The organism is Ruegeria sp. AN11 (assembly GCF_056536005.1).
Genome location: NZ_JBQFJD010000001.1, coordinates 3,135,358 through 3,161,934 on the forward strand (window position 1 = coordinate 3,135,358; position 26,577 = coordinate 3,161,934).

Annotated in this window: 30 protein-coding genes and 1 tRNA gene; 16 read left to right on the forward strand and 15 right to left on the reverse strand. The window is 59.7% G+C overall.

Going from position 1 to position 26,577, the window contains the following annotated elements:
* Window positions 1–14: 14 nt before the first annotated feature.
* Complete coding sequence (locus ACR3EQ_RS15475; protein ID WP_170614153.1) at window positions 15–614, forward strand: GntR family transcriptional regulator; 600 nt, start codon at window positions 15–17, stop codon at window positions 612–614.
* A 151-nt stretch (window positions 615–765) separates the two neighbouring features.
* Window positions 766–1,593 (forward strand): 2,3,4,5-tetrahydropyridine-2,6-dicarboxylate N-succinyltransferase, encoded by an 828-nt coding sequence (dapD, locus tag ACR3EQ_RS15480; protein WP_170619300.1) that lies wholly within the window; start codon window positions 766–768, stop codon window positions 1,591–1,593.
* 134 nt (window positions 1,594–1,727) lie between these two features.
* Here dapD and ACR3EQ_RS15485 read toward each other — a convergent pair whose 3' ends face one another.
* Together ACR3EQ_RS15485 and ACR3EQ_RS15490 are read right to left on the reverse strand one after the other, a co-directional pair.
* Window positions 1,728–2,180, reverse strand: coding sequence for a hypothetical protein (locus tag ACR3EQ_RS15485; protein WP_480491144.1), 453 nt, complete (start codon window positions 2,178–2,180; stop codon window positions 1,728–1,730).
* A gap of 491 nt (window positions 2,181–2,671) precedes the next feature.
* On the reverse strand, window positions 2,672–3,604 hold the full coding sequence (locus ACR3EQ_RS15490; RefSeq protein ID WP_480491146.1) for an MBL fold metallo-hydrolase: 933 nt from the start codon (window positions 3,602–3,604) through the stop codon (window positions 2,672–2,674).
* A gap of 116 nt (window positions 3,605–3,720) precedes the next feature.
* On the opposite strand from ACR3EQ_RS15490, the gene ACR3EQ_RS15495 reads away from it, so the two are divergent.
* On the forward strand, window positions 3,721–4,155 hold the full coding sequence (locus ACR3EQ_RS15495) for a DUF1801 domain-containing protein (protein WP_480491148.1): 435 nt from the start codon (window positions 3,721–3,723) through the stop codon (window positions 4,153–4,155).
* A 95-nt stretch (window positions 4,156–4,250) separates the two neighbouring features.
* Entirely contained in the window at window positions 4,251–5,576 is a 1,326-nt protein-coding gene (gene gltX, locus ACR3EQ_RS15500; RefSeq protein WP_480491150.1) for a glutamate--tRNA ligase, read from the forward strand.
* A gap of 81 nt (window positions 5,577–5,657) precedes the next feature.
* Here gltX and ACR3EQ_RS15505 read toward each other — a convergent pair whose 3' ends face one another.
* On the reverse strand, window positions 5,658–6,227 hold the full coding sequence (locus ACR3EQ_RS15505) for a gamma-glutamylcyclotransferase family protein (protein ID WP_480491152.1): 570 nt from the start codon (window positions 6,225–6,227) through the stop codon (window positions 5,658–5,660).
* A gap of 95 nt (window positions 6,228–6,322) precedes the next feature.
* Here ACR3EQ_RS15505 and ACR3EQ_RS15510 point away from each other — a divergent pair, with 95 nt between their 5' ends.
* On the forward strand, window positions 6,323–6,769 hold the full coding sequence (locus ACR3EQ_RS15510; RefSeq protein WP_480491154.1) for an RrF2 family transcriptional regulator: 447 nt from the start codon (window positions 6,323–6,325) through the stop codon (window positions 6,767–6,769).
* A gap of 3 nt (window positions 6,770–6,772) precedes the next feature.
* Here the strand turns inward: ACR3EQ_RS15510 and ACR3EQ_RS15515 are convergent, their stop codons facing one another.
* Both ACR3EQ_RS15515 and ACR3EQ_RS15520 read right to left on the reverse strand, forming a co-directional pair.
* Entirely contained in the window at window positions 6,773–9,301 is a 2,529-nt protein-coding gene (locus ACR3EQ_RS15515) for an ABC transporter permease (protein ID WP_480491156.1), read from the reverse strand.
* Window positions 9,298–9,993 (reverse strand): ABC transporter ATP-binding protein, encoded by a 696-nt coding sequence (locus tag ACR3EQ_RS15520; RefSeq protein ID WP_480491158.1) that lies wholly within the window; start codon window positions 9,991–9,993, stop codon window positions 9,298–9,300. Before ACR3EQ_RS15520 ends, ACR3EQ_RS15515 begins: the two co-directional genes overlap by 4 nt.
* 65 nt (window positions 9,994–10,058) lie before the next feature.
* Here ACR3EQ_RS15520 and ACR3EQ_RS15525 point away from each other — a divergent pair, with 65 nt between their 5' ends.
* A complete protein-coding gene (locus ACR3EQ_RS15525; protein WP_170614445.1) occupies window positions 10,059–10,679 on the forward strand; it encodes an arylesterase in 621 nt (206 codons plus the stop codon).
* A gap of 9 nt (window positions 10,680–10,688) precedes the next feature.
* Window positions 10,689–11,303 carry an SOS response-associated peptidase gene (locus ACR3EQ_RS15530; RefSeq protein ID WP_170614162.1) on the forward strand — a complete coding sequence of 205 codons (615 nt, stop codon included), beginning with the start codon at window positions 10,689–10,691 and terminating at the stop codon, window positions 11,301–11,303.
* 5 nt (window positions 11,304–11,308) lie between these two features.
* On the opposite strand, the gene ACR3EQ_RS15535 is transcribed toward ACR3EQ_RS15530, so the two are convergent.
* Together ACR3EQ_RS15535 and ACR3EQ_RS15540 are read right to left on the reverse strand one after the other, a co-directional pair.
* Complete coding sequence (locus tag ACR3EQ_RS15535; protein ID WP_170679301.1) at window positions 11,309–11,869, reverse strand: L,D-transpeptidase; 561 nt, start codon at window positions 11,867–11,869, stop codon at window positions 11,309–11,311.
* A gap of 167 nt (window positions 11,870–12,036) precedes the next feature.
* A complete protein-coding gene (locus tag ACR3EQ_RS15540; RefSeq protein WP_170378838.1) occupies window positions 12,037–12,243 on the reverse strand; it encodes a cold-shock protein in 207 nt (68 codons plus the stop codon).
* Window positions 12,244–12,727: 484 nt separating this feature from the next.
* Here ACR3EQ_RS15540 and ACR3EQ_RS15545 point away from each other — a divergent pair, with 484 nt between their 5' ends.
* From ACR3EQ_RS15545 to ACR3EQ_RS15565, 5 genes are all read left to right on the forward strand, one after another.
* Window positions 12,728–13,201 (forward strand): hypothetical protein, encoded by a 474-nt coding sequence (locus ACR3EQ_RS15545; RefSeq protein WP_170614164.1) that lies wholly within the window; start codon window positions 12,728–12,730, stop codon window positions 13,199–13,201.
* Between the two features lie 241 nt (window positions 13,202–13,442).
* Window positions 13,443–13,679, forward strand: coding sequence for a transposase (locus tag ACR3EQ_RS15550; protein WP_480440797.1), 237 nt, complete (start codon window positions 13,443–13,445; stop codon window positions 13,677–13,679).
* A gap of 85 nt (window positions 13,680–13,764) precedes the next feature.
* Window positions 13,765–14,004 (forward strand): hypothetical protein, encoded by a 240-nt coding sequence (locus ACR3EQ_RS15555; protein ID WP_480440799.1) that lies wholly within the window; start codon window positions 13,765–13,767, stop codon window positions 14,002–14,004.
* Between the two features lie 194 nt (window positions 14,005–14,198).
* On the forward strand, window positions 14,199–14,594 hold the full coding sequence (locus tag ACR3EQ_RS15560) for a hypothetical protein (protein WP_170619297.1): 396 nt from the start codon (window positions 14,199–14,201) through the stop codon (window positions 14,592–14,594).
* 13 nt (window positions 14,595–14,607) lie between these two features.
* Complete coding sequence (locus tag ACR3EQ_RS15565) at window positions 14,608–15,321, forward strand: hypothetical protein (protein ID WP_170619296.1); 714 nt, start codon at window positions 14,608–14,610, stop codon at window positions 15,319–15,321.
* Window positions 15,322–15,362: 41 nt separating this feature from the next.
* Here the strand turns inward: ACR3EQ_RS15565 and ettA are convergent, their stop codons facing one another.
* Complete coding sequence (ettA, locus tag ACR3EQ_RS15570; RefSeq protein ID WP_480491161.1) at window positions 15,363–17,030, reverse strand: energy-dependent translational throttle protein EttA; 1,668 nt, start codon at window positions 17,028–17,030, stop codon at window positions 15,363–15,365.
* 137 nt (window positions 17,031–17,167) lie between these two features.
* On the opposite strand from ettA, the gene ACR3EQ_RS15575 reads away from it, so the two are divergent.
* The 3 genes from ACR3EQ_RS15575 (at window position 17,168) to dacB (ending at window position 19,837) form a co-directional block, all read left to right on the forward strand.
* On the forward strand, window positions 17,168–17,638 hold the full coding sequence (locus ACR3EQ_RS15575) for an MOSC domain-containing protein (RefSeq protein ID WP_480491163.1): 471 nt from the start codon (window positions 17,168–17,170) through the stop codon (window positions 17,636–17,638).
* A gap of 32 nt (window positions 17,639–17,670) precedes the next feature.
* Window positions 17,671–18,291 (forward strand): nicotinate-nucleotide adenylyltransferase, encoded by a 621-nt coding sequence (locus tag ACR3EQ_RS15580; RefSeq protein ID WP_480491165.1) that lies wholly within the window; start codon window positions 17,671–17,673, stop codon window positions 18,289–18,291.
* A gap of 67 nt (window positions 18,292–18,358) precedes the next feature.
* Window positions 18,359–19,837, forward strand: coding sequence for a D-alanyl-D-alanine carboxypeptidase/D-alanyl-D-alanine endopeptidase (gene dacB / locus ACR3EQ_RS15585; protein WP_480491166.1), 1,479 nt, complete (start codon window positions 18,359–18,361; stop codon window positions 19,835–19,837).
* Between the two features lie 2 nt (window positions 19,838–19,839).
* Here dacB and ACR3EQ_RS15590 read toward each other — a convergent pair whose 3' ends face one another.
* From ACR3EQ_RS15590 to modA, 4 genes are all read right to left on the reverse strand, one after another.
* Window positions 19,840–20,262, reverse strand: coding sequence for a tellurite resistance TerB family protein (locus tag ACR3EQ_RS15590; protein ID WP_170614169.1), 423 nt, complete (start codon window positions 20,260–20,262; stop codon window positions 19,840–19,842).
* Between the two features lie 129 nt (window positions 20,263–20,391).
* Entirely contained in the window at window positions 20,392–21,489 is a 1,098-nt protein-coding gene (gene modC, locus ACR3EQ_RS15595; RefSeq protein ID WP_480491168.1) for a molybdenum ABC transporter ATP-binding protein, read from the reverse strand.
* Complete coding sequence (gene modB, locus ACR3EQ_RS15600; protein ID WP_170614171.1) at window positions 21,486–22,178, reverse strand: molybdate ABC transporter permease subunit; 693 nt, start codon at window positions 22,176–22,178, stop codon at window positions 21,486–21,488. Before modB ends, modC begins: the two co-directional genes overlap by 4 nt.
* Window positions 22,179–22,183: 5 nt before the next feature.
* Window positions 22,184–22,963 carry a molybdate ABC transporter substrate-binding protein gene (gene modA, locus ACR3EQ_RS15605; RefSeq protein WP_480491170.1) on the reverse strand — a complete coding sequence of 260 codons (780 nt, stop codon included), beginning with the start codon at window positions 22,961–22,963 and terminating at the stop codon, window positions 22,184–22,186.
* Between the two features lie 204 nt (window positions 22,964–23,167).
* Here modA and ACR3EQ_RS15610 point away from each other — a divergent pair.
* Window positions 23,168–23,243: transfer RNA gene (locus ACR3EQ_RS15610), tRNA-Val, on the forward strand.
* An 85-nt stretch (window positions 23,244–23,328) separates the two neighbouring features.
* Here the strand turns inward: ACR3EQ_RS15610 and ACR3EQ_RS15615 are convergent.
* From ACR3EQ_RS15615 to ACR3EQ_RS15625, 3 genes are read right to left on the reverse strand one after another with little or no spacing between them, the layout of a single operon-like run.
* On the reverse strand, window positions 23,329–24,570 hold the full coding sequence (locus tag ACR3EQ_RS15615) for a dipeptidase (protein WP_480491172.1): 1,242 nt from the start codon (window positions 24,568–24,570) through the stop codon (window positions 23,329–23,331).
* A 46-nt stretch (window positions 24,571–24,616) separates the two neighbouring features.
* On the reverse strand, window positions 24,617–25,798 hold the full coding sequence (locus ACR3EQ_RS15620) for a carbohydrate porin (protein ID WP_480491174.1): 1,182 nt from the start codon (window positions 25,796–25,798) through the stop codon (window positions 24,617–24,619).
* Window positions 25,795–26,559 (reverse strand): DUF3299 domain-containing protein, encoded by a 765-nt coding sequence (locus tag ACR3EQ_RS15625; RefSeq protein ID WP_480491176.1) that lies wholly within the window; start codon window positions 26,557–26,559, stop codon window positions 25,795–25,797. The genes ACR3EQ_RS15620 and ACR3EQ_RS15625 overlap by 4 nt, the downstream gene beginning before the upstream one ends.
* Between the last annotated feature and the right edge of the window lie 18 nt (window positions 26,560–26,577).

Genomic DNA, 26,577 nt, shown 5'->3' on the forward strand with positions numbered 1-26,577 from the left:
TTTATCTACAATCTATGACCGCGACCATTGCCGATACGATCTATCAGAAACTCAGCCAGCAAATCGTCACCGGCGACCTGATCGCCGGTGAAAAACTGCGTCAGGACCATATCGCCCGCGCATTCGAGACCAGCCATGTTCCGGTGCGCGAAGCTCTGCTGAGGCTGGAGGCGCATGGGCTGGCCAAAAGCGAGCCGCGGCGGGGGATGCGGGTCACTGCGCTGGACCCATCCGAAGTGCGCGAGGTCATCGAAATGCGCGTGGCGCTGGAATCGCTGGCGATGCAGCACGCGGTTCAGAACCTGACGCCAGCCGCCTTGCGGAAAATTGACGAAGCACGGCTGGCCTGCGACGCGGCCCGGACCATGCCGGAGTGGGAGGCGGGAAACCGTGCTTTTCACCGGGCCATCCTGACACCCTGCGGGTTGCCGCGCCTGCTTCACACGATTGACGATCTGCATATCGCCAGCGCGCGCCATCTGTTTGCCTATTGGCGTCCCCGGTGGAAGCAACGCGCAGACACTGATCACGCCGCCATCGTGCGCGCGATGAAAGGCAGGGACGCTGCCGCCGCTGTCTCGATACTGGTTCGGCACATACGCCGGGCCAGCTGACAAAAGCCGCGAAAGGCTGCGGATAATCACCCGGGCGATGGTCTTTGTCCCACGAGTGACGCAAAACCGCCCGCCTACGCCGCATTGCGCCCTGTGTGTGGCTTGCTTATAGGCAAAAACAACGTGAACAGATTCAGCAGGGAGTGATCTCATGTCCAATGCGCAACTGGAAGCCGCAATCGAAGCCGCCTGGGAGGTTCGCGACACGATCTCGCCCGCCAGCACCGGCGAGCAGAGAGAGGCGATTGAGGAAACACTGAACGCGCTGGACAGCGGATCGCTGCGCGTTGCCGAGAAGCTGGAAAGTGGCGATTGGCACGTGAACCAGTGGGCCAAAAAGGCAGTTCTGCTGGGCTTTCGCATCAAGGACATGGAAATCCACGCTGGCGGACCGCAGGCCGGTGGCTGGTGGGACAAGGTCGACAGCAAGTTTGCCGGTTGGGGTGAGAGCCAGTGGCGCGCCGCCGGCTTCCGCGCCGTGCCCAACTGTGTTGTCCGCAAATCAGCCTATATCGCACCGGGTGCGGTTCTGATGCCGTCCTTTGTGAACCTTGGCGCCTATGTTGACGAAGGTACCATGGTCGACACCTGGGCCACCGTCGGATCCTGCGCGCAGATCGGCAAGAACGTGCACCTGTCAGGTGGCGTCGGCATCGGCGGGGTACTTGAACCCATGCAGGCTGGTCCGACCATCATCGAAGACAACTGCTTTATCGGTGCCCGCTCGGAAGTGGTCGAAGGCTGCATCATCCGCGAAGGTTCGGTTCTGGGGATGGGTGTTTTCATCGGTAAATCCACAAAGATCGTGGATCGCGAAACCGGCGAGGTCATGTATGGCGAGGTTCCGCCCTATTCGGTGGTCGTTGCGGGTTCGATGCCGTCGAAGAACAATATCAGCCTCTATTGCGCCGTAATCGTGAAGCGTGTGGACGAAAGAACCCGTTCGAAAACCAGCATCAACGAGCTGCTGCGCGACTGAAGATATCGTACAGAGTTGAAAGGCCGGTGCGGGACAGCACCGGCCTTTTTTATTGAACTTTCCCGAAGGATTTTGATCCTGAGCTTTCAAAGCTCTGATCAATCGGCTTTTCGGGTAATACCAACCGTGTTTGGTTAGCGATCTTCGCCCGGCCGTTCTACGTCATTCTCGGTTGACCCTTCGTCATCTCCCGAATTGCCTTCGGTGTCTCCATCGTCTTCGGTGTCGCTGCCGCCTTCATCACCGCCCGAGTTGCCATCGGTTTCACCACCGCCTTCGGTCTCGCCACCGCCTTCGGTTTCACCACCGCCTTCGGTCTCGCCACCGCCTTCGGTTTCACCACCGCCTTCGGTTTCACCACCGCCTTCGGTCTCGCCACCGCCTTCGGTCTCGCCACCGCCCTCGGTCTCGCCACTGCCTTCGGTTTCGCCACCGCCCTCGGTTTCACCACCACCCTCAGTCTCGCCTTCGCCTTCCTGGGCATAAGCGGAGGTTGCGACAAAGCCGGTCAAAACAGCCGCCGCCGGGGTCATTGACAATACAAGAACACTTGCAGTGGTAGTCAGCAGTTTGGACAAAATGCTCATTTGATTCCCCTTTTGATGAAATTTCGGATGCAGTGCCGTCATTCTAGGGACGGGGGTGCTGGCTTCGTAACGGCTTGACCCTGTCTCATTCTGATAGGCCATTACCCGCGTGACTCAGCGCGGGTTGTTGGCAGTTTGATGCTCAATACAACCAGGTAGAGACTCGCCAATGAGCGCGACACTTTTCAGGTGTGGATTCGATTCGCCCTGCCAGTGAACTGCTCCAAAGTACCAAGGACGGTTTCAAGCTTTCTGACTGGCCGGGCAATGTCGCACAGACAGAACTAGTGACGCTCGATGAGGTGTAGCGCTGTGGCTCGTTGGCCTGCGATGGTCCAGTCGAACAGGCCTCCGGTCTTGCGGCTTTTGCGCGATCTGAACTTTTGCTGGCAAGGCCGCCGCAGGTTGCGACGGGTGAAAATCCACGCGCACCAAACCCGCCCTAGTTCAAGGGCGGGCCGGGTCCGCTATGAAATCCTGTGTCTTTGGGGTCAGCCCATCATCTGATAACTGACGGGGACAAACCGGAACCCTTCACCCCGGGTTTCGACATATCCCGCTGCGGGAAATGGCATGTGATAACCGATCATCGGCACCTTGTCGGCGGCCAGAAGCCCAAGCACATTGCGCCGTGCCGCGGTGGCTGCCGCCTTGTCCATGTCGAACCGGACTTCCCATTCCGGATGGGCGAACGACCAAACATAGTGGTTTGCCAGATCCGCAGTCAGGATCAGACGCCGGCCGTTGCTTTCCAGATGATAGACCGTATGGCCGGGCGTGTGGCCAAAGGCAGACATGGCCGTGATGCCGGACGCAACATCGCCGCCGTCTTCGACAAAGGTCATCTTGTCCGCCAGTGGCGTCACCTTGGCCGCAACCAGACCGCCGACCCGGTTTCCTGCCTCCTGCGCGGCCCAGAAATCGTATTCGTTCGAAGCAGTCACATAGCGTGCATTCGGAAAGGTCGGTGCGTCATTGGTTGTCATACCGCCGATGTGATCGGGGTGCATGTGGGTGATGACCACCACGTCGATCTGATCGGGTGTCACACCGGCATCGGCCAGTGCCGCCTGAATACCACCTTTTCCGAGGCCTGTGTCGAACAGCACCATTTCGGACCCGGTATTGACCAGCGTTGGCGTGAAGAAGAACTGGGCCATGTCGTCTGGAATAAAGTTCTCGGCGGAAACCCTCGCGAATTCCTCGTCCGATGCACCGCCGCCGAAAATTTCCTTGGCGCCGTCGCGCGGCAGACTGCCATCCAGCAATGTTGTAACAGTGAAATCACCAAGCGCGAACGATCTGGCGGTTGTCGGGTTTGCGCCGGTTTCAGCATCATTGGCCAGAACCGGAGCTGCAGCCGACGCAAATGGCATTGCTGCAGCAGCGCCGAGCGCTGCTCTTCTCGTCAAATTGATGGTCACTATGTTTCTCCCTGTCAGGACACCAGGTTGGGAACTAGCCCGCTATGGGTCGTTTGCCATATCTTACCCGCCTGACATGGGCTGCATGGATGAACATTACGTGTTAATTTTTGCTCATGTCCCGATCCGAAAACAAAACACAGCCGACAGGGCAGGCCGTCGACGGGTTTTTGTCATCCGTCCTGCCACCGCGAAAGGCAGACGAGGCGCGGGTGCTGGATGCGCTGTTTCGCGAAGCCACCGGATTTGAACCGGTGATGTGGGGACCTTCGATCATCGGGTATGGCCGCTATCACTATCGCTACAAATCCGGGCGCGAGGGAGACTTTCTGGCAACCGGGTTTTCCCCGCGCAAGGCGGCGCATTCCATCTACATCATGCCCGGTTATGCTGATTTCGGTGACATCCTGTCCCGGCTGGGAAAACACAAACTTGGGAAATCCTGTCTTTACGTGAACAAGCTGGCGGATATCGATCCTTCGGTTCTGTCTGAGCTGATCGTCGCGGGGCTTCAAGATCTGGGCCGGCATTGGCAAGTCGAGCCGACCTGAGTATTACTGGCACGCTCAATCCTGTCCGGATCCTCATTCGCTTGCTGGACAAAACGCCCCTCATGTGACAAGAGCCGCGCCAACAGGAGATATCCATGACCACCACCCGCTTCGCCCCGTCGCCCACCGGTTACATCCACGTGGGCAACCTGCGCACTGCTCTGATGAACTATCTGATTGCCCGCAAAAACGGGGGTACGTTCATCCTGCGCATTGACGACACCGATCCTGAGCGGTCGAAGGAAGAATATGTCGATGCCATCAAGCAGGACCTTGAATGGCTGGGCCTGCACTGGGATCGGGTCGAACGTCAATCCGAGCGTCTGGACCGTTATGCCGAGGCCGCTGACAAGCTGCGCGGGATGGGGCGGTTCTACGAGGCGTTCGAGACGCCGACCGAACTGGACCTGAAGCGTAAGAAGCAACTGAACATGGGCAAACCGCCGGTCTATGACCGCGCCGCGCTGAACCTCAGCGACGCCGAGAAAGACGCGTTGCGCGCCGAACGTGGCAACGGGGTCTGGCGCTTCAAGCTGGATCACGAGCGGATCGAGTGGACCGACGGTATTCTGGGCGACATCTCGATCGATGCAGCCTCGGTTTCCGATCCGGTGCTGATCCGTGGTGACGGTCAGGTTCTTTATACGATCGCTTCCGTTGTGGATGACACTGAGATGGGCGTGACCGACGTGGTCCGCGGCTCGGACCATGTAACCAACACGGCGACCCAGATTCAGATCATCAGGGCACTGGGCGGCACCTGCCCGCGCTTTGCCCACCATTCTTTGCTGACCGGTCCGCAGGGCGAGGCGCTGTCAAAACGTCTGGGCACGTTGGCGCTGCGGGATCTGCGTGAACAGGGCGTGCAGCCGATGGCCTTGCTGAGCCTGATGGCACGTCTGGGATCGTCCGACCCGGTCGAACTGCGCGCAGATATGGCCGAATTGATTGACGGGTTCGACGTAAGCCGCTTTGGTGCCGCGCCCACCAAGTTTGACGTGCAGGACCTGTTCCCGCTGACCGCGAAGTATTTGCAATCACTGCCGCTTGCCGATGTGGCTGATGCTGTTGCCGATGCCGGTGTTCCGGCAGATCTGGCCGAGCCGTTCTGGGCCATGGCGCGCGAGAACATCACCACGCTGGGCGATTTGAAAGCCTGGTGGGAGCTGTGCCGCGTAGGCGCGGAACCACTGATCGCCGATGAGGATTGCGCGTTCATCGTTGAGGCGATGGCGCTGCTGCCGGAGGGCCCGTTTGACGGCGAAACCTGGGGTAAATGGACCAGCGCCGTGAAAGAAGCGACCGGCCGCAAGGGCAAAGGTCTGTTCATGCCGTTGCGCAAGGCGCTGACGGGGATGGAACGCGGGCCCGAGATGGCGGCCCTGTTGCCCCTGTTGCAGGTGATCCGCGCGCGGGGGTGATGAAACGCGCCTTGCGGCGCGTGCCTTCGGCGAGAGTATTTTGAAAAAGATGAAGAGGGCTGGTTGAATCCGGCCCCTTTTTTATGCGTTTTGAACGATGTTTGCCGAGATACTGCGCAGGCGGTCGTCGACGAAGTCTGTTTCGTCGGGGCGGAGCTGTTGATGGCGCGGATAGCGGGGTTCGGAGCGGTCATTCAGGATCGGGGCGTCCCACCCGTCCGTGGTGGCGAAGAAACGATCTGCTCCGTCCAGACCGAAAGCGCGCAGATAACCCTGTACCACCACGTCGATATAGCTGAGCAGCAGCGGATGTTTGTTGCTTGGCGCATTGTGCCGATCCCGCGGAACGGCATAGACGGCGATTTCAACCTCATGCGCCAGGGGGTGGGTCACTGATTGCGTCGCAGTCACGCGATCGTAGGCCCATTCGCGCTGATCCAGCGCTGCCCAGTCGTTCTTTGGAACATGCGCGATCATGCCTTCGATTTCGGCATCGGGGTCAAGTACCGCGGTGAGAAACGCCACTTCGCGCAGGTCGGTATGTCGCCATGCGCGCCGCCAGCCCTTCAGCCGGGCCGGATGCGGATCGGGAAAGTCATGGGTGGCCAGATTGACCAGGCTGCCATAACCGAAGAAATACGGGTCTTTCATGCGCTGTGCCGTCCTGGATCTTGATTGATGTATGTCAAACCGCTTTTTTGCGGAACATGCAATAAGACTGCATCTTGATATTTGGGAGGCCTGTGATGCGGATTACCAAACGGACGAATATTGCAGTGCGCCTGCTGATGTATTGCGCGGCGCATCAGGATCGGCTGGTGACAAAGGCCGAGATTGCCGAAGTGTGCAACATCTCAGAAAACCATCTGGCGCAGGTGATCAACCAGCTCAGCCAGCTGAATTATCTGAACACGCAACGCGGGCGCAACGGCGGCATGATGCTGGGCCGTCCGGCGGAACAGATCCGGATCGGGTCGGTGTTTCGCCATGTGGAAGGCAACCTGCCGATTACGGAGTGCTTTGCCGATGCGGACAACACGTGCCCGCTGACCGATGCCTGTCGATTGCGGTTGGCCCTGCGCGATGCAGCCGAAGTGTTTTATGCGTCGCTGGATGAAATCACACTGGACGCGCTGGTCTGTGATAATGATCGCTTGTTGCAGATTTTGCAGCCGGTGGCCTGTGTTCGCTGAGACCTAACCGGCGGCGCGCAGGATGCGCGCCGGCCTGACAGCCAGAGGGCGCAGGGCAAAGACCAGGCCGGCTCCTGTGGTCACCGCGATTCCGGCCAGAACGATGGCAAGGGCGGATGGCCAGATGATCGTGAAGCCGGTGTCAAAAATGAACGTTGCCACGGCCCAACCGCCGGTGATGCCGGCCAACAGGGCCACGCCTCCGGCTGCCGTGCCAAGAAGTACGGCGCGCAATGCAAAGCTGAGAAGAATGCGGCGGCGGCCAGCCCCGAGCGTTTTCAGGATCGCAGCCTCGTAGCGGCGCGCGGGCTCTCCGGCGGCGGCTGCGCCGATCAGCACGAGAAACCCGGTCAGCAGTGACACCCCGGCCCCGTAAGACGTGGCGGATGCCAGCCCGGCAAGCAGGCCGGAAACCCGGTCGATCGCGTCCCGCACACGGATCGCGGTGATGTTGGGAAATTGCCCTGCCAGATCGCGTAGTATGGCGGCCTCGGCCTGTTCTTCGGCATAGACCGTTGCGATGAAACTGTGCGGTGCCCCGGCCAGCGCGCCGGGGTTCATGGACATGACAAACCCCATTCCGGCGGTTGAGAAGTCAACTTCACGCAGAGAGGTCAGCCGGGCCGTGATATCCCGGCCGAGAATGTTAACCGTCAACTCATCGCCCAGCTTGAGACCCATCTCAGCAGCTTCTTCCGCGGCAAAACTGACCTGCGGCGCGCCGGAATAGTCATCTGACCACCATTCCCCTATGGTGATACGCGCGTTCTTGGGGGGACGTTCGGAATAGGTGATCCCCCGGTCTCCGTCCAGAACCCAGTGATCGCCAGCCACCTCGCGTGCAGGCTGTCCGTTGATCCCGGTTATGACTCCGCGCAGCATTGGCGCACTTTCGATGCGGCTGACCGCCGGGTCGGTTTCCAGCCGTTCAATGAACCCGGGCATCTGGTCTTTCTGGATGTCGACAAAGAAGTATGACGGCGCCACGTCCGGCAGATTGCCCGAGATTGCGTTGCGCAATGTTCCGTCAATCTGCCCGACGGCCGCCAGCACCGACAGGCCCAGCCCAAGCGACAGCACGACGGGACCAGCACCTTCGCGCGGGTCAGAGATGGCCGACAGGGCCCAGCGCAAGGCGGGCCGCCCGCGTGTCGCCGAGGCGCCGGCTCGGGCAACCCGTCTTATGATCCACGCGGTTGCGGCCAGCAAAGCCATCGCTCCGGCCAAACCGCTGCTGGTCCACAGGGTCAGGCGGGCGGAACCGCTGAACCATGCGGCGGCTGAGATCAGGAAGGCAAGGCCCAAGGCGGTGGCGATCACGTAAGCAGGACGGGGAAAAAACCGCGCCGATGTCAGGGCATCGCGAAACAAGGTTGCGGCGCGGACCTCTTCGGTTCGGGCCAGCGGCCAGAGGGTGAACAGGAACGCCGTCAGAACGCCGTAGAGGGCAGCCTCGGCCAATGGCTGGGGATAGATCGAGAATACAGCGGGAACCGGCAACCGGTTTTCGATCAGCGGTGACAGCATCAGGGGGGCCGAGCCGCCCAGGGCTAGGCCCAGCGCGATGCCGATGACAGACAAAATGCCGATCTGGATCATGTATGTCTGAAAAATCGTGGCACGGTCGGCGCCAAGAGTGCGCAATGTGGCAACCGTTTCCGTCTTTTGCGACAGGTGCGCCCGTACCGCTGCCGAGATGCCGATGCCGCCCACGGCCAGACCTGACAGACCTACAAGCACCAGAAAGGCGCTGAGCCTTGCGACGAATTCAGCGATGCCAGGGGCACCGTTGCGAGCATCTGTCCAGCGCATGCCAGTGCCGGCAAAGGCTTCTTTTGCTTCGGTCGACAGGGTGGCAAGATCTGTGCCGGGCGGCAGGTCCAGTCGGTATTTTGTGGAAAACAGCGTGCCGGGTTCCAGCAAACCCGATTTGTCCAGGTCCTTGGTGCGCACCAAGGTACGCGGCCCCAATCCGAATCCGTCAGCGGCCCCGTCCGGCTCGAACATCAGCGCGGCCATTACGACAAACTCCTGCGTCCCGAGCGTGACGGTGTCCCCTGCCTCCAGGTTCAGCCGATCCATCAGGGCGGGGTCCATCACCGCTCCGGGCAGATCGTCCTGACCGTTCAACGCAACTGGCAGGGGCATCGCGGGCTCCAGCGTGACAGAGCCAAGCAATGGGTAGGCGTCATCGACCGCCTTCACCTGTGTCAATGCGCGATCCGGACCGTCATCGTGTTGCGTGACAGCCATGGACCGGAAGTCGACGATTTCGGATACCTGCCGGGCTGACGCGTTCATCCAGCTGCGTTCTTCGTCGCTGGCATAGCGGTAGGTGAATTCCAGCTGCGCGTCCCCACCCAAAAGGGCGGCGCCCTCTTGGGCCAAGCCAGCCTGAATCGCATGCCGGACTGAACCCACTGCGCCGATCGCGGCGACACCCAGCGCAAGGCAGGCCAGAAACACGCGAAATCCCTGCAATCCGCCGCGCAGTTCACGGCGCGCCAACCGTCCGGCCAGCCGCAGGCTCATTCAGCGGCCTCCTGTTGGGCATCCCCGGCAATGCGGCCATCCCGCAAGCGCACGACTCGGTCGCATTTCCGGGCCAGTGCGTGGCTGTGCGTTACCAGAACAAGGGTGGAACCGTGTTTGTCCCGCAACCCAAACAACAGCTCGACAATGGCGGCGCCATTGCTTTCGTCCAGATTGCCGGTCGGTTCATCCGCCAGCAGGATCTGAGGCCGGGGGGCCGATGCGCGGGCAAGGGCAACGCGCTGCTGTTCCCCGCCCGACAACTGCGCCGGGTAGTGATTGCGCCGGTGCGACAGTCCAACGGCTTCAAGCTCGGCCTCGGCGCGGGTGAACGCATCCTTGTGACCAGCCAGTTCCAGTGGCGTGGCGACGTTTTCAAGCGCGGTCATTGTCGGGATCAGGTGAAAGTTCTGAAACACAACACCCATGTAGTCGCGCCTGAAACGCGCCAAAGTATCTTCGTCCAGCCCTGTCAGATCGCGCCCAAGCGCCGAGACGGTCCCACGGGTCGCCTGTTCAAGCCCACCCATCAGCATCAGAAGTGAGGATTTGCCTGACCCGGACGGTCCGACCAGGCCTATCGTTTCACCCTGCCGCACAGTCAGGTTGATACCATGCAGGATATTCACCCGACCGGCATTGCCATCCAGCGACAATGAGGCATCTTGGAGCGTAAGAACTGGTGACGTCATCAGTCTTTCCGAAAAGGAGCGGTCATTTGGGATATGGAGCGGTTGGGACCTTGCGCAAGACCTTGATGTCGGGCCTGTTTGTCTTTTGCGGCTTTGCGGCCACAGCCGAACCGGTGGTCATCGCGGCGGTAGGGGATTCTCTGACGCATGGCTATGGCTTGCCCGAGCAGGAGGGATTTGTCCCTCAGCTCGGCCGCTGGCTTGAAGATCGCGGCGCCGAGGTGACGCTGATCAACGCAGGTGTGTCGGGGGACACAACAGCCGGTGGCGCGGCGCGTATCGAATGGACGCTGACACCGGAAGTCGATGGCGTAATCGTTGCCCTCGGGGCCAATGATCTGTTGCGCGGTGTTGATCCTGCGGTGTCGCGTGAGAACCTCGATACCATCCTGCAGACAGCCAAAGCGGCCGATGTCGAGGTCTTGCTGATCGGGATGGAAGCGCCGGGAAACTTTGGCCCTGACTACAAACAGGCCTTTGACGCCATCTATCCTGAATTGGCGCAGAAACACGGAGCGCTTTATGCAGAAAGCTTTTTCGCCGGCCTTGATGCCGGTGGCGATCCGACTGCCGCGCTTGGGTTCATGCAGGCTGACGGCATTCATCCCAATGCACAGGGCGTGGCCCTGATTATCGAGGCGCTTGGGCCAGATGTTCTCAAGCTGGTCGGGAACGCAAACCGATAGGAGCGCATCATGCCGGGGCGGTTTTTTCTGACGCGGCCCATTTCCGAGATTGCCCGGTTTCTGGGTGTGCCCGCTGAGGTGGCCGCTCAGCCGCCGCGTCATAACATTCAGCCGGGGCAGGAGGTGATGACCCTGACAAGCGCGGGGCTGGCGCCGATGCGCTGGGGCATGATCCCGGTGGGGCGGGTCAACGCGCGGGGCCGCCCGGTGATGGAGACGATCATCAACGCAAGATCCGAAACGGTGTTTGATAAGACGGCGTTTCAGGGTGTGGGCAGGGCTGTGATTCCTGTCGACGGCTGGTACGAATGGACCGGAGAGAAACGGCGCAAGACAGCGTGGCGCATTTCCTCGGTTGACGGCGCGCCGCTGATATTTGCGGCGATTACGGACACCTGGCAGGCCCCCGGCGGACTATGCGTCAATCAGGTTGCCGCAGTGACCTGCGAACCGAACGCCGACGTCCGGCCGATCCATCATCGCATGGGGGTTTTGCTGAACCTGTCCGATGTGCCGGGATGGCTGACCGGAACCGAGGCTGAAGCGCAAAGCCTTGCACGCCCGTGGCCAGAAGGGCGGTTAAGGATCGAGCAGGCTGCGGATGTGGATTGGTCAGCGCCCTGATCGGATTAAACCACACTGACCACCGTGCCCAATGGTACGCGCTGGTAAAGGTCGATCACATGCTCGTTCAGCATTCGGATGCAGCCGTTTGACACCGCCCGTCCAATGGTCTGCGGCTGTGTTGTACCGTGAATGCGGAAATAGGTGTCGACGCCGTTTTGGAACAGATAGAGCGCCCGGGCCCCCAGTGGATTGTCTCCTCCGCCGGGCTGGACATAATCGTTGTCCTTGAACTTGGCGTAAGTCACCGGTTCCCGCTCGATCATTTCGTCCGTTGGCCGCCACGTCGGCCATTCCTTCTTCACGTCGATTGTCGCGGTGCCGGTGAATTCCAATCCGGCTTTGCCGACCCCGCAGCCATAGCGGATCGCCTTGCGCGGCTCGGTCACGAAATACAGATAGAACGAGCGTGGCACGACCAGCAACTGACCAGGCTGAAACTGTTTCTTGATCCGGACCACCTGCGGCGTGGGGTCGTATTCGACGGCTTTCTTCTTGGCCAGGCTCATTCCCGGTGTGAGGCTGGCTGCTGCTGTCGATGCAAGAAATACACGGCGCGTGAACATGGTGGGCTCACCTATCCTTCATGAAAAACATGAATTCAGTCTCGGAAGGATACACCATCCGGTCAATCGCTGCGCACTGATAAAGGGATTGTGATGTATTTTGCGCGCCACAGTTCAAGGGCGCGGCAAGAAAAAGGGCGGAGAGATTCTCCGCCCTTTTTAACTGGTCAGGCCAGTTCGATATTGTCCGCGCTTTCGCGGCCGTCACGACCCGAGCGCAGCTCGTACGTGACTTTCTGGTTGTCGGCCAGACCGGTCAGGCCGGAACGTTCCACGGCCGAGATGTGTACGAAGATGTCTTTGCCGCCATCTTCGGGTGCGATAAAGCCGTAGCCTTTGGTGGTGTTGAACCATTTTACGGTGCCTGCTGGCATGTCCGTTGTCTCCTGTTTTGATGCTGCCCACGGGGTTGCGGCAGCCTGGCGTCGTCGGTCTGGATCGATAGACTGAGCGCCGGAAACGGAGACAGTAGGTCGAAATAGAAAAACGTAAGCAACCGGGATATGGCACCGCGCAGGGCGTGTGACAAGGGAGTTTGTGTGCTTTGTACAACGGTTTAAGGGCCTGCAGCGCGTTTTGAACGGTTTCCCGCCGAAGGGTTCGGCCCGAATCCCGCGCATGTCGAACCTGATACGGGGACCGCGATTTCAACAACCTGAGCAGGATTGACAGAAGCGCCTACCACCATGGACCGTGCCCGGGCAATCGTCAGTTGTGTCCCGAGTCGCAGAGCACCCGAAAAACTATAGGGTAGAGAAGCAGGGTTGCCCACAACCCTCAGATTTTATTCAGATATTACGATGTTTTGAAAAGCAGGCTTTTGGTGCTATAGTAACGCACATAACCGTGGGGGCGGATATGAGACTTGTTTGTACATTTGCGGTCCTTTGCTGGGCTGGTTCTACCGATGCATTGACTGTTACAGTTGATTGGGAAAGCCCGTTGCCTGATGGTATCGAACGGGAAACCAACCGGTTGTCCACGTATTCGAGCGAAAAATCCCGTGAGGATATGGAATGGGACATGTTCCGAATCATCCAGTCGGCAGCAACCTCTGATCGCCACCTCGAAGAAATTCGGCATCTTGAAGAGCTGGAGTTGGAGCAGGAGCAGGACCCAATCGAACAGGATCCCATCGAACAGGATGAGGAATTGACGGAAGTTACAGAGCCCGACTTCTGTGAATTGTGGTGCGAAGAGCCCGGGTCGGAAGGTACCGTGACAGAAGTGAATGTCTCTGCCGTCCCAATTCCGGCCACTGGGTTGTTGCTGATCGCTGCTTTGGCGGGATTGTTCGGGTTCAGACGGATGGGTGGCAGCCGGTCCGGTTAGGTTCGGCAACGAACGACCCCTTGGTATTTCGAAAGTGAATTGTGTAATCCGATGGAGCGGTGCTTTGGCGTCGCGCGGTCGCGTATGCAATGAGTCGCTGGATGGGTGGAACCGCCCGTCCTTCCGGTCCTTTACCGTTTCAGTCCAGCCCTTTACGAGTTGGTAGTCATAGCTGCCGTAAACCGGATGTTTGTCCAACTATCGACGCGCGCGTATCCCCGGAGCCAGGTATTTATTCACCGTGTCCTTGGCTGATCGTTCGCCGGGCCTGTTGACGCGCGCGGTGGCGCATCTGAGGGCGGCCTTTGCGATGACGCAGAGGGAGCGGCCATTCTGGTGCGATGCGTTTGTTGTGTTGCCGGATCATTTGCACGCGATTTGGACCTTGCCGCCGGGGGATGCGGATTATTCGACGCGGTGGGGTGCGATCAAGTCGCGGTTTACGCGCGGGGTGAAATCCGGGGAAATGATGGAGTGAAACCCCATCTTACGCACGGAATCGAAAGTTGCGAAGGAAGATGCCGGGATTTGGCAACGCCGGTTTTGGGAGCATGTCATTCGGGATGAAACGGATTACCGCAATCACATGGCGTATTGTTGGGGGTGAGTGCCGATCCACCGCAGGTGGCGAAACATCCAGTGGACATTTCGAGGCGCGAACGGGCGGAGCCCCGGTCAATCATGGGTTGGTGGAGTATCCAACCGATTGGCCGTATTCGTCGATCCATCGTGATATCCGCGCAGGTCAGGTTGATCCGGAGTGGAGTGGCGTGGTCACCGATGGCACGTTCGGAGAGCCGTAGGATGGGGTTCCACCCCATCATTTGGGACGTCGGGTATGGAAGTGGTTTGATACGCAGGAATAGATTGTACCGGTGTTTGGGGATGATTGTTGAGTGAGAGATGGGGTGGAACATCATCCAATGTTTGCTAAGCTTACCAAATTACACCGAAATGTGCTCAGATAGGCGATATTCAGCGTACGGAGAGCGCAAAATTGGTTTCGTTTGCTACTGTTGTTGGTCACAAGCTTTTTTTGAATTTTGGGGTGCCACTGATTGCTGTGGCGGTGTCCATATTCGTAAAATCTGTATCAAGAAATGATGCTCACACGTTTGTTAAGAAAGAAGATTTTGCATTCGGTTTCGATCTGATGATCTCTTCGATGCTGATCTTTGTAACAAGTATGTCAGCAATGGCGAGCAGATTGGCCCTAGATCCCAAAAATACCGCGCTAAGTGAGAAGCTGGAAGGAGCCCCCTGGCTGATAGCTTCGTTCTTGATTGTGCTCTGGGGACTATCTACCCTTGTGCGAAAAATTGGCTGGGATGGTGAAGATCGTTTAAACTACCCTTGGGGGATCTTTATGCCATGCTTATTTGGTGTGTCGTAGGATGGACGCAAATATGAAGACACAACTTCATGGCATTGACGCCCGGACCCTCTTGGCAATAGCTGCTTTATCGATTGGATCGGTTTCACTGTTGATGTTGGCCCAACCATTTCAGCTGTCGGTGAGCAGTCTTTTACTCGTAGTTGCAGGTTCTGCGGTCGGCGTCGCAGTCGCTGGCGGAGCGTTGGAGGTGCGAAAACTCCTGGCTAAACACAATTCCACACGAACTGTCCTTCTGGACCGCCTGGACAATGAAGAATCAAAATCTTTATTGTTCTCATATCACGACAAGGATCAGGAGGTGGCTGGCAAAGTTACTGAATTTTTGAAGCTAATGGAGTTTGAAGTACACCAACCCTCTAGCTCGTTGTTTTTATGGGACGACTCTATTGCGGAAAAACCCAGTCGTTTTGTGTTCCTGCTATCGGAAAACTCGCTGCGTTCAAATTCTTTGGTGCATCAGTTGCACGATGTTTTGGGTTCAGGCAAAGAGGTTGTTTCCCTGAATCTGCAGCCGCTACCTACGTCAAACGAGCTCATAGCCAAAATTGTTGCGGATTTAGCTGGTACGAAAGCCGATCTTGGAAAGGGCGAGGTCGCTAAATATCACGTTAAGCATGTGGACTTCACTGGAGATATCCTCAGTTCTTTTACCGAGCTTCGCGAAATTCTGAACGTTGAAAAGCCTAGGCCAATCAAGACAATTGAGGCAAAGGTGGAAAGTTAAGTGCCAAACCCTTTGTTTGGCACTTAACTCAGTTTGAAAACCTACCGCGCAAACTTCTTATGCTTCAACCGCTTGGGCTCCAGCGCGTCTGGTCCCAGACGGCGCTTTTTGTCCTCTTCGTAATCCTCGAAGTTGCCCTCGAACCACTCCACATGGGCATCGCCCTCAAAGGCCAGAATATGGGTGCAAATCCGGTCGAGGAAGAAACGGTCGTGCGAGATGACCACAGCGCAGCCGGCGAAATCGACCAGCGCGTCTTCCAGCGCGCGTAGGGTTTCGACGTCGAGGTCGTTGGTGGGTTCGTCCAGCAGCAGGACGTTGCCGCCCTCTTTCAACAGGCGGGCCATGTGGACGCGGTTGCGCTCACCCCCTGATAGCAGAGAGACCTTCTTCTGCTGGTCGCCGCCCTTGAAGTTGAAGGACGAGCAATAGGCGCGGGAATTGACCTGTGCGTCGCCCAGCTGGATGATCTCGGCGCCGCCGGTGATCGCCTCCCACACGGTGTCGTTGTCTTTCAGGTCGTCGCGGGACTGGTCGACATAAGACAGCTCGACCGTGTCGCCCAGCGTGATGGTGCCGCTGTCGGGCTGTTCCTGACCGGTGAGCATCTTGAACAGGGTCGATTTACCGGCGCCGTTGGGGCCGATGACGCCGACGATGCCGCCGGGGGGCAGGGCAAAGTCCAGCCCTTCGATCAGTTGCTTGTCGCCCATGTGTTTCGACAGGCCCTCAACTTCGATCACCTTGCCGCCAAGGCGCTGGCCGTTGGGGATGACGATCTGGGCGCGGGTCAGCTTTTCCCGCTCGGACTGTTCGGCCAGTTCGTTATAGGCGTCGATCCGGGCCTTGGATTTGGCCTGACGGGCCTTCTGGCCCTGACGCATCCATTCCAGTTCGCGCTGCAGGGTCTTTTGCTTGGACTTGTCCTCGCGCGCTTCCTGCTCCAGCCGTTTGGCCTTTTGTTCCAGCCATGCGGAGTAGTTGCCCTCGTACGGAATGCCGCGGCCGCGGTCGAGCTCCAGAATCCAGCCGGTGATGTCATCCAGGAAATACCGGTCGTGGGTGACGATCAGGATGGTGCCCTTGTAGTCGATCAGATGCTGTTGCAGCCAGGCGATCGTCTCGGCGTCCAGGTGGTTGGTCGGTTCGTCCAAGAGCAGCATGTCGGGCGCTTCCAGCAGCAGCTTGCACAGCGCCACGCGGCGTTTCTCACCACCCGAGAGGTTGGCGATGTTGGCATCGTCCGGCGGGCAGCGCAGCGCCTCCATCGAGACGTCGATCTGGCTGTCGAGGTCCCACAGGTTTTCCGCGTCGATGGCGTCCTGCAGGGTGGTCATTTCCTCCATCAGCTCGTCCGAATAGTTCTCGGCGATCTCCATGGCGATCTCGTTGAAGCGGTCGACCTTGGCCTTTTTCGCCGCCACGCCCAGCATGACGTTTTCGCGGACAGTCAGGGATTCGTCCAGCTGCGGTTCCTGCGGCAGATAGCCGACCTTGGCACCTTCGGCGGCCCAGGCCTCACCGGTGAAGTCGGTGTCGAGACCGGCCATGATCTTCATCAGCGTCGATTTACCTGCGCCGTTGACGCCGACGACACCGATTTTCACGCCGGGCAGAAAACTCAGGTGGATGTTTTCAAAGCACTTCTTGCCACCGGGATAGGTCTTTGAGACACCCTGCATGTGGTAGACATATTGATAGGCGGCCATGTCGCGTCCTCTGGGTCGGGGAATTGGGTTGGAACGCTAGATATCCAAGCGGGACGGGCGGGGCAAGCTGGTGGTTTCGTGAATTTCGTTCACGGATCGCGACGGGTATTGTGGCCATGATCGAAGGGGAGAGTGTTTTGTCGGAACTGGCAAGTTTGATAGCTGGATGGGCGCAGCCGGGGCACGTTGAATGGATCGGGTTACGTCCTGACCGGCGGGCCGCGATGATCCCTGTGAAACAGGTTCTGGTATCCGAGGCCGGACCCGAGGGCGATCGGGGCCGTGCGGGTAAACGCGCGGTGACGCTGATCCAGCAGGAGCATCTGGCGGCGATTGGTGCGTATCTGAGACAGGGGCCTGTTTCGCCGGACATTCTGCGGCGCAATCTGGTGGTGTCGGGGATCAATTTGGCCGCGCTCAAGGGGCGCGAGGTGCAGGTGGGTGAGGCCATTTTGCGGTTCACCGTGATTTGTGCGCCCTGCAGCCGAATGGAGGAGGCGCTGGGCAAAGGTGGCTACTCAGCCGTGCGCGGTCATGGCGGCTGGTGTGCCGAAGTGGTGCGATCCGGGCAGGTCCGCCTGGGCGACGCGGTGCAACCAGTTGATTGACAAGCCCGACCGAATTTGAACATCAGCAAAGAATGAAGCGGTATTCGATCCCTTTTGCGCGGCCCGGGCAGGTCGTGGGGCTGTTCGGTGGATCCTTTGATCCGCCGCATCGCGGTCATGTGCATGTGACGCTTGAGGCGATGAAGGCGTTCGGGCTGGACCGGGTGTGGTGGCTGGTTTCGCCGGGCAATCCGCTGAAAGAGCGCGGCCCCGCGCCGCTGAAACAGCGGGTTCGGGCGGCAAGGGCGGTCATGCGGCACCCAAGGATTAAGGTCACGGATATCGAGGCGCAGACGGGAACGCGGGCGACGGCGGATACTCTGGCGGCGTTGCAGAGGCTCTATCCGCAGGTCAGGTTTGTCTGGCTGATGGGTGCGGATAATCTGGCGCAGTTTCACCGCTGGAAAGACTGGCGGAAGATCATGGACAGTGTACCTGTGGGTGTGGTCGCGCGGCCCGGTGACCGGATTTCGGCGCGGATGTCTCCGGCAGCGCGGGCTTACGCAAGATATAGGATTGACGGGCAGGCGCGGCATTTGCTGGGGCGGGCCAGCGCCCCCGCTTGGTGTTTCGTGAATGTGCCGATGGTCGATGTCAGCTCGACCGAAATACGCGGGCGCGGTGAATGGGCAAATCAGGTGTTGCCGGAATAGCCCCCATGGCCACATAATCCTGTGCAGGCGGTTGTTTGGGCGAAAACTCTGGGATTTTAATTGACCTATGGTTGATCGTTATTCGCGTCGATTCATTCTTGGCGGGCTTGGGGCCGCGCTGATCCCTGCTACCGGACTGGCTGGGGCGCCGCTGGTGTCACTGCGGCCGCAGATGCGCGGGCCGGAGTTGAACGGTGTCGAGCGGATTGTCCGCGCAGCCGGACTGCAGGGTGAGGTCGTCTTTGCCGTCGCCGATGCGGAAACCGGGGCGCAGCTGGAAGGATATGGCGCGCAGGACGGATTGCCGCCAGCCAGCGTGGCCAAGGCGCTGACGGCATTGTATGCGCTGGATGTACTGGGGCCAAAGCATCGGTTTGAAACCAGATTGATGGCGGACGGACCGGTCGAGAACGGTATTCTGAAGGGCGACCTGATCCTTGTGGGCGGCGGCGATCCGCTGCTGGATACGGATGCGCTGGCCAGCATGGCGGCCAATCTGCGCGAGGCCGGGATCACCGAGGTGCGCGGCGCGTTCAAAGTGTATGATGGCGCGCTGCCCTACGTGAACAGCATCGACCCGGGCCAGCCGGATCATCTGGGCTACAGCCCGGCGATCAGTGGCATATCGCTGAATTTCAACCGGGTTCATTTCGAATGGAAGCGCGACGGCAAGGGCTATGATGTGGCCATGGATGCGCGCAGTGCACGGTATAACCCGGCCGTCGACATGGCGACGATGCAGGTCGAAGCCCGCAGTTTGCCGATTTACACCTACCAGCCCAGTGCGCGGCAGGACCGGTGGACTGTTGCCAAGGCGGCGTTGGGCAATGGCGGCGCGCGGTGGCTGCCCGTTCGAAAGCCGGCGCTATATGCGGGCGATGTGTTCCGCACGCTGGCGCGGGTCAACGGCATCGTTCTGGGCCGGGTTCAGGTCACACGGCAGGCGCCTGAGGGCACGATTCTGGTGGTGCACCAGAGTGACCCGCTGGAGAGCATCCTGCGGGGAATGCTGAAATACTCGACCAACCTGACGGCCGAGATGGTCGGGTTGGCGGCCTCACGGGCGCGGGGCGCGCGGCCGCAGACTCTGGCCGAATCCGCGTCCGAGATGAACCGATGGGCGGCTGAAACCTATGGTGTCGAGCGGATCGCCATGGTGGATCATTCGGGTCTGGGCGATGCCTCGCGCATGGCACCCGGCGATCTGGTCAAGGCGCTGGTTGCGGCGCGCAAGACAAATGTGCTGCGCCCGTTGTTGAAGCCCTTCACCCTGACCGACAGCAAAGGACGCGCCGTGCGGGATCACCCCGTCAAGGTAGCCGCCAAAACCGGAACGCTGAATTTCGTTTCCGGCCTGGGCGGGTTTTTGACAACGGTTGACGGAACCGATCTGGCCTTTGCCATCTTTACCGCCGACGTGGACCGGCGCGCCACAATTCCACGTGCGCTGCGCGAACGCCCCGAGGGTGCGCGCAACTGGAACAGGCGCTCGCGAAAGCTGCAGCGCACGCTGATCGAGCGCTGGGGGTCACTTTACGGCAGTTGAACTCAGACGGTGTGGCGGGCGCGGGCCCCCCGCTCGATTGCGGCGGCGTGCAGACGGTCAACGTCCAGTTCGTACCGGATTTCCTCGAGCAGGCGCAGTTCGGTTTCCGCAAGGGTGCCATCGGCGGCTGCAACATCGCAGGCCAGCGCGTAGGCGGTTTCGTTCAGCCGCTCGGGCAGGTTTTCCCGGATCAGGCCAAACAGGGCGTCCAGGCCGTCTTCCTGTTCGAACAGGTCAAACACGATCTGTGACACCCGGCGGGTACGGTCGATGTCGTAATCGGCAAAGACCGGCAGCATGTTGACGGCGGTTTCTATCTTGACCAATTCGGCAGTGCGGATGTTTTCGTCCGAGGCCGAGACCGCAACCATGATCGCCACGAGGCAATCCTGCGGGGACATGGGATGTGCAATTTGGTCGGTCATGGCCTGTTCCTGACTGGTTTTTCTGAGTGGGCACGATAGGAGGGCACGCAGGCAGGTTCAACACCTTGTTTTCTGTGACTTGGTCGGGGAATGCCCGCGGTTCGTATCCGGAATGCCGCTCCGGACGGATCAGCTTGTGTTCACCCGGCCGCCGACATCCTGAGGTGCCAGAGCCACGGTTTTGATTACGGCGTAACAGGTGCGTCCCGGGGCCAGGCCCAGGGCCGACACCGACCGGCGTGTGACGCGGGCCAGAACCGGGCCCGCGGGGGTTTGCACCGATACGATTGCCCCCGGACCGTCACCGGCGCGGATCGTATCGACCGTGCCTTCCAGGACGTTCAGGGCCGACAGACCTTCGGGTTTTCGGTCTGACAGGATGACTTCCTGCGCCGGGATGCGAATGCGCAGGTTTTCCCCGACCCGGTGCGGGATGCGAGGCAGGAACAGGCGTGCACCGCCCGCGTCCAGTTCGCTCAGCCCGTCGGCGTGGTGATCGTGGACCCGAACCCGCAGCACCGCGCCGACCGCGCGCACACCGGCAGGTGCAACAGAAGGGTCTGCCAGCACGTCCGAGGCGGGACCGTGCCGCACGACCTTGCCGTCCTGCAAGGCCACAACCGAGGTCGCCAACCGGGCCACCTCGGCGGCGGAATGCGTGACATAGAGGATCGGCACCGATACTTCGTCCCGCAGCCGCTCGAAGTAGGGCAGGATTTCCGCCTTACGGGCTTCATCCAGCGCGGCGAGCGGTTCGTCGGCCAGTATCAGGCGGGGGCTGGCCAATAGCGCCCTGCCGATGGCAACACGCTGCTTTTCGCCACCCGACAGGTCCGAGGGGCGGCGATCTAGCAGATGACCAACGCCCAGCATTTCGATCACTTTGCCGGGATCTTCACGGTGCGCCCTGCGGGGCGCAAACCAGCGGCCGTAAGCCAAATTCTGGCGGACGGTCAGATGCGGAAACAGTCGGCCTTCCTGAAAGATATAGCCAAGACGTCGCCGGTGAGGTGGCAGCCACAGTCCCTGATCCGTGTCGAACAGAACCCAGTCATCCACGGCCACCCGCCCCGTCCGGGGACGCAGCAGACCGGCCACCGCATTCACAACGGTGGTCTTGCCGGAACCCGATCGCCCGAACAGGACGGTCACACCGGGCGGTGCGTCAAAGCTGAGGTCCAGATCGATCCCCGGCAGTTCCTGTTGCAAGCGGACAGAAAGGCTCATGACCCGGCCACCCGTTCCGCCGCGCGGCGGCCGACATATTCGGACAGGAGCAGCGCGCCCATGGCAATGATGATGGACACGATGACCAGCCGGGTTGCGGCGGCCTCACCGCCGGGAACCTGCAGAAAGGCATAGACTGCGGATGGCAGCGTCTGTGTCTGACCGGGGATGTTGGACACGAATGTTATGGTGGCCCCAAACTCACCCATTGCCTTGGCAAAGGCCAGAATGGCCCCGGCGATGACGCCCGGAAGGATCATCGGCAGGGTCACGGTGGCAAACACCATGGGCCGTGAGGCCCCCAAGGTCGCACCTGCCTGTTCCAGTTTGGGGTCCACCGCCTCAATCGACAATCGGATGGCGCGAACCATTAAGGGAAAGGCCATGATGCCGGCGGCCAGCGCCGCGCCGGTCCAGCGAAAGGCAAACACGATGCCGAACTCGGCCAGGAAGCTGCCTAGTGGTCCCTGAATGCCGAAGGTCAGCAACAACAGATATCCGGTCACGACAGGTGGCAGGATCAGGGGCAGATGCACCAGCCCGTTCAGCACCTGCCGCCCCGGAAAGCGCCAGCGTGCCAAGGCGTAGGCCACAAAAATGCCAAACGGCAGCGTGGCCAGTGTGGCCCAGAACGACACCCGCAGGGACAGTTTCAGCGCCTCAAGCTCTTCTGGTCCCAACCAGCCCATCGGCGTTACCCGTTCGGCAGGGAAAAACCCTGCGCGGCAAAAACGCCCTGAGATGGCGTAGATTGCAAGTGTTCGAGAAAGGCCCGACCTGCCGGATTGGCGGTTGCGGTCAGGGCGGCGGGATAAATGATTGGGGGGTGCAGGTCACCCGGTATCGCGGCGACCACGCTGACCCGGGTTTCGGCCTGCGCATCGGATCGGTAGACAATGCCCAGCGGGGCTGCGCCGCTTGCGACCAGCGCAAGTGCGGCGCGCACGTTGTCGGACTGTGCAACCTGTTCCTGCACATCGTCCCACAGGCCGAGGCTTTGCAACGCGGCCTTGGCATAGACGCCCGCAGGGACGGCATCGACCAGCGCCGTGGCCAGATACCCGCCGTCCAGCGCGGTCATCAGATCGAATTCAGCGGACAGGTCCTGCGCGGGTGCCTGACGGGATGGGCCTATCAGCACAAGACCGTTGCCCAGAAGATCAACACGGGAATCGGGCGCAATCAGCCCCATGTTCTGCAACTGATCCATCCAGTCCTGATTGGCCGAGATGAAAAGATCCGCCGGTGCGCCCTGCTGAATTTGCCGCGCCAGAACTGAGGATGCGGCATAAGACACCGTCACCTGATACCCGGTCCGGTCTTCAAAAACAGGGACGATTTCATCCAGCGCCGTCTTGAGGCTGGCCGCCGCAAAGACCAGAACACCCTCGGCCGTGGCCCGCACCGGAGCCAGTGTCAGGGTGCCAAGGACCAGGGCCGCAATGAGAAAACGGCAGGCGCGGGTCAGGATCATGCGCATTCCTGTGGTTTCAGTTCTTTCGGGAATATCGGAGGCAGCAGGGAACACGCAAGCGCCTTTCCCTGTGGTGAATGAAATTGTGGGCCAGAGGTCTGACGAAATCGCTGATCTGATCCGGTCCGTTCCTGTCCTTTGGCGCAAGAATTTGTTCCGGACCCTCTTGCGCCCGCGCGCAGGCTTGGCTACATGCACCATCACGGGTGATTAGCTCAGTTGGTAGAGCGCTTCGTTTACACCGAAGATGTCGGGAGTTCGAGTCTCTCATCACCCACCATTCTTCAGCCCTGATGTTCTGGCGCCTATCAAAATAAAGACGCGACAACGCCACTTTGCGTTCATCGCGGGTGTTTGTTGTTGGTCTAACGTGAATAGAACCCGTCACGAAGCTCTTGTCGCAAGCGCAGACGCTCGGGGTATTCTTTCAGAAACTGTTCGGGCGGCTTGCCTTCCCAGACCTGCGCGTAGACCCGCATCTTGTTGCCGCCATAGATCTTTTCGAGATCCTCGTTGGAATACCCGCGCGCCCAAAGATCATCCGTGATAGCCGCCAGAATCTTGGCGAGTTCACCGTTGCCGGTGGCTCCTTTGTTGAAGGCGTCGATCATGTATCCGCCGTCATCGTACATGCTTGCGTTTGCAGTTGCGAACTGCACGACAAGTTCGGTCGAGAACATGTCATCCGTTGCGATCCCGACATGGTCGACACCCACAAGCTGGACGTAATAATCGATCATATCTGCGGCCTGTTTGGGCGAGATATCCTCGGGCCAGATGCCGTCCATCATCCATTCCGTAAACGTGGGCGAGATATAGCCGCCTGACTTGGCGGCCCGCAGTGCCTCGTCGTCGGGAATGGCGCGATAACATCCGCGCTCGGTTGCGTTGGGTTCGTTCTTGTAAAGCCCCGCAGGCACAGAATGCGCGTAGACATAAGGCACGCCGGGGTAATTCTCGTCCATATAGTTCATGGCGTCGTTGGCGGTCTTGGAGCCAGTATGGCTGAGGTCCAGCAGGATGCCGAACCGCACCATTTCATCGATGACGGATTTGCCCCAGGGCGTAAGGCCGATGTCACGTCCGTTGTAGGCTGCTAATTGTCCCGAACCCGTTCGGAAAATATCGTTGTAGGCCAGGATCATGCTCTTGATGCCTATGTCCTTGAGCAATGCCATCTTCCTAAGGTCACCATTCAGGATTGTGGCGGTCTGGCTGTTCCAAATGACGGCGGTTTTGCCTTGTAGGTGGGCGGCTTCGATATCCCGGGTTTCATTTACGACAAGGTATTTTTCGGGCTGCTGCGTCATGGCGGCGCGGAAGTGATAATGCTGTTCCAAAAGGGTTTCGAAGGACATGTCCGCTGCGGCCAGTGTCATCTCATGACCTGTGATGCCATTGTCCCGTGCGCGTTCGAAATATGTGTGCAGCTGTTCGTACTCGGTCCAGCCGGTGCCATAGGGGCTGGCCAGCATGCCCAGAACGATTGTGTCCTTCACGAACTGCCTGGCTTCATCTGACGCGTCCCATGTCTTGCTTTCTTCACTGGCAAACAACGCGCCACCAAAGATTATTGCCAGGGCGCTTGCGGCCAACAGGGTCTTCATTACGGAATCTCCCTTGTTATTTGTTGTTCAGGACGTCGGGCGAACCTCAGAAAACGATCCGGGTTCGCAGACTGAACAGCGTGATATTATCCTGATTTGGGTTCAGCAGCGGATTGGAAATGAACTGCACCGATGGCGTGATCTGCAGACCGGGCGAAATCGAAAAGCGATAGAAGGCCTCGACTGTGAATTGGTCTCCGTCGATGCCGCGGGCTTCGGCCCAGTTCAGGCCCAACCCGGCCAGATCGGTGTTTCGGCCGTAATATCCCATGCCGGCCGAGACCGACCGCTTGTACAGCGCGGCCGTCCCTTTCGCGGCCCCGGCACGCAGGAACGGCATCCATTTGTTGTCCACAAACCAAGCGGCAGAGAACGCACCGCCATAGTCTTCGGGGCGGCTGCCGTCGTCGGCGGCACCCGCGTGCCAGAGGGTAAGATGGACATTGTCAAAATAGATGCGGTCGAAGCCGGATGTGTAACCAAGTTCGAGCGATTTGAAGAGATTGCCATCGCTGAAAACATCAAAATCCGGGTCGGACGGGTCGGCATTGGCATCGGCGACACTGGCGACCAAATAAAGGTTGCTGTTGAGCTTGAGGCCCCCGGCAATACCCAATCCGGGATTTGGGGCATTGATGGTTGGATTGGTGTTGAATGCCAGGTTCTGAAACCCGCTATAGGGGCTGACCAGACCGTAGATATCAACAAAGTCGGTCACATCTATCTGACCAAACTGTAATGTCCACGCCCCGTCGTCGGCCCTTTGCGTCCAGAACAGATTGGTCAACAGCAGCCCGGTGTCGTTGAAAGCCGTCCCGGTGATCGACAGGGCGCCGCCGTCCAGTCCAAGAAACTGCGGCGCAACATCCGTATAGCTGTGCCGGTGCTCGATCTTGAATGTCAGAGAGCCACGCTCGGTCGCTTGCCAGTTTCCGTAAAAGCGCGCGATACCGCTGGCTGCTTCTCCGGTTCCCAAGTCTGCGTTCGTGGTTTGGCCCAACGCCAGATAATCCAGGTTGAACCGAACCCCGTTTTCGGCCAGCCGATCTTTCCAATTGAACCAACCCGGCGCGATGTTGCGCGGAAAATCCGAACGGTATTGCGGGTCGGTCAACCCGTCCCCGGGTTCAAGATCGGCCTCAACGGATGAAGGTCCTGACAGCCCCTGCGCATTGGCTGCAGCAACGGTCGCGATGACAAAAACGGCGGCAATCAGGTGCCTTATCATTCGGAAATCCTTGCCCCACCGGTCTTGCGGTCACCCGCCGCGCGGAGACGATCTGCTGCCTGCTTTTTCCACTCCAGCCTGTCTGCCTCTGTTTCCAAAGTTTCAACGCTGTCCGTCTCCAACTGGAAAGTTGCGCGCATGGGCACAAGTCCATCGACAACCATCAGTTCCTGATCCGAAGGGTCAATTGTCAGCTTTCCAGTCAGTCGCACAGGTTCATGAACATAGCTGGGCGTCCAATCGCCGTTCAGCCGCACCCGGATCATCTGGTTGGGCACAGGTGGGGGCATGTGGCTGCACATCCCGCGTTCCGGCACCAAATAGGCCACGGGCTGGCCGTCCGGGTCGCTGGGTGCGGGAATAGCAAAACCCGCCAGCGTAATTGTCTGACCGTCGAATTGCGGGTTACCGGCAGTCCCCGCCTTTCTTCGGCGTTCAGTCACGATTTCCCGCTGATCCAGCAGCCAGTCGACATCCACACCACCGGCCAGCAAGGCATCCTCGGTCTCGGTCAGAAGCTCTTGCCAGTTCTGCCGTTCTTCGGCGCTGCCTTTGTCCTGCTGCAGCCTGCCGCGCAACCGCACAACAAACAGAACGTCGTCGAATTGTTCGGGGCTGAGGTCCCGGTACGGGTCCTCGAATTCCTGCACGGACGGGTCGGGCAAATCAGCCCAGTCCAGCGCTGTGCCTGACATCGCCACCGCAGATTGAGCACACCAGGACATGGCTGCGACGACAGCGAGGAAAAACCAGTGACGCATTAAGAACCTCCGGGTGAT